This is a genomic window from Streptomyces sp. 13-12-16 (assembly GCF_002114215.1).
Classification (GTDB): Bacteria; Actinomycetota; Actinomycetes; order Streptomycetales; family Streptomycetaceae; genus Streptomyces.
In genome coordinates this window covers 1-1,819 of sequence record NZ_NCTE01001126.1, presented here as the reverse complement: position 1 = coordinate 1,819, position 1,819 = coordinate 1, and the positions used below count along the sequence as shown (strand labels likewise).

Genomic DNA, 1,819 nt, shown 5'->3' with positions numbered 1-1,819 from the left:
GCGGGCCCCGCCAGTGCCGCAGCGCCCGGTCCGGTTCGGGCAGCGTCCACAGCACGTGCCGGACCAGGACGGCGTCGTAACGCGCCTCGCCGACCGGTGGTGCCGTCGCGTCGCCGACGAGGAACACGGCGTCACGCCCGGCGAGCTTCCGCCGGGCGAGCGCCACCATCGCCGGGGACCGGTCGACGCCGGTCACCCGGTGTCCCCGCTCGGCCGCGAGGAGGGACAGGCTGCCGGTACCGCAGCCGAGGTCGAGGACGTCACCGGGCCGCCCCGGCAGCCAGGTCCGCAGCCGCGCCGCCCAGGCCGCGCGCACCCGGGGGTCGCGCAGCCCGTGGTCCGGCTCCTCGTCGAACGCGGCGGCCTCCGCGTCCCAGTCGACATCGTCCGTACCCGCCCCGTCACCGCCGTGGACCGTCATGGCCCCACAGTGACACCCACCACTGACAATCGATTCGTGACAGCGGCCACAGACAGAACGGGAGCGATGAGGAACTCTCCCCCGAAAGGTCTACCTCCGTGAGAACACGGAACCCGGTGGACCCTGAAGGAGGCAGCCATGCGCCGTGTCACCGTGCAGAAGCCCCCGAGGAAGACGGACGTCCGCCGGATCCGCGAGGAGGCCGACGAGCGTCCCGCGGGACGACCCGAGGTCCGCAAGGACATCGCCCGCACCTGGTGGCCCGACGGCTGACCGTCCGGACACCCGCCCGATCCGGGCACCTACCTGATCCCAGCCTGAGCACTCCCTTAACGCGGCCATAAGGATCTCCCTCCGCGGCCTTCGACAGGCGATTTCGCTGGTTCGGGCGGCTAGTTTCTGAGTCACCCCCCACGGGATTCACCCCCCACCCGATCCAGTGATCGCTGTCGAGGAGTTGCTGCCCCATGCCCGCACGCCGCAAGGCCGCCGTCGCCACCGCCGTCGGTCTCGTCCCGCTCGCCCTGACCGGGCTGTCCGCCGCGCCCGCGTCCGCGCACGGCTCGATGGGCGACCCGGTCAGCCGGGTCTCGCAGTGCTACGCCGAGGGCCCGGAGAGCCCGAAGTCGGCGGCGTGCAAGGCGGCGGTCGCGGCCGGCGGCACCCAGGCGCTGTACGACTGGAACGGCATCCGCATCGGCGACGCCGGCGGACGCCACCAGGAGCTCATCCCCGACGGCAAGCTGTGCAGTGCCGGCAACGAGGCGTTCAAGGGGCTCGACCTGGCCCGCGCCGACTGGCCGGAGACGAGCGTGAGCAGCGGTTCGCACACCTTCAAGTACCGCGTGACCGCCCCGCACAAGGGGACCTTCAAGGTGTACATCACCAAGCCCGGCTACGACCCGTCGCAGCCGCTGGCCTGGGACGACCTGGACCTGGCGAACCCGGTGGCGACCTCCACCGACCCGGCCGCCTCGGGCGGCTTCTACACGTTCGCCGGCACCCTCCCCGAGCGCTCCGGCAAGCAGCTGCTGTACGCGGTCTGGCAGCGGTCGGACAGCCCGGAGGCGTTCTACTCCTGCTCGGACGTCACGTTCGGCGGCGGGTCCCGGACGGGTGACTCGCAGGCGGACGGGGCCGAGGGCGGCGGTGAGGCCGCCGGCTCGGGCGACACCCCGAAGGAGGCCGCCGCCCCGGCGCCGACCGCCTCCGCCCCGTCCGAGGAGCAGATCGAGGCCGGTGCCGAGAAGTCGACCGTCGAGAACCACGGGCACGGCGACGACGACCCCCGCACCTCGGCGGAGCCGGCCGCGGCGGACGGCGGCACCACCCCCGAGGCCGCCGACGACGGCGCCACCGGAAACCAGGTGAAGGCGGCGGGGTCGTCGCGGAACCTCG

The 1,819-nt window shown here is 73.4% G+C and carries 3 protein-coding genes; 2 read left to right on the top strand and 1 reads right to left on the bottom strand.

The window, feature by feature from the left end:
• Nucleotides 1-421, bottom strand: a 421-nt coding sequence (locus tag B7767_RS36310) for a bifunctional 2-polyprenyl-6-hydroxyphenol methylase/3-demethylubiquinol 3-O-methyltransferase UbiG (protein WP_085575754.1), incomplete at its 3' end; no start/stop codon positions are given.
• Nucleotides 422-559: 138 nt separating this feature from the next.
• Here B7767_RS36310 and B7767_RS48675 point away from each other — a divergent pair.
• Nucleotides 560-694: a hypothetical protein gene (locus B7767_RS48675; RefSeq protein WP_107486525.1), complete on the top strand. Its 135-nt coding sequence runs from the start codon at nucleotides 560-562 to the stop codon at nucleotides 692-694.
• 194 nt (nucleotides 695-888) lie between these two features.
• The coding region (locus B7767_RS36305; protein ID WP_085575753.1) for a lytic polysaccharide monooxygenase at nucleotides 889-1,819 on the top strand (931 nt) is incomplete at its 3' end.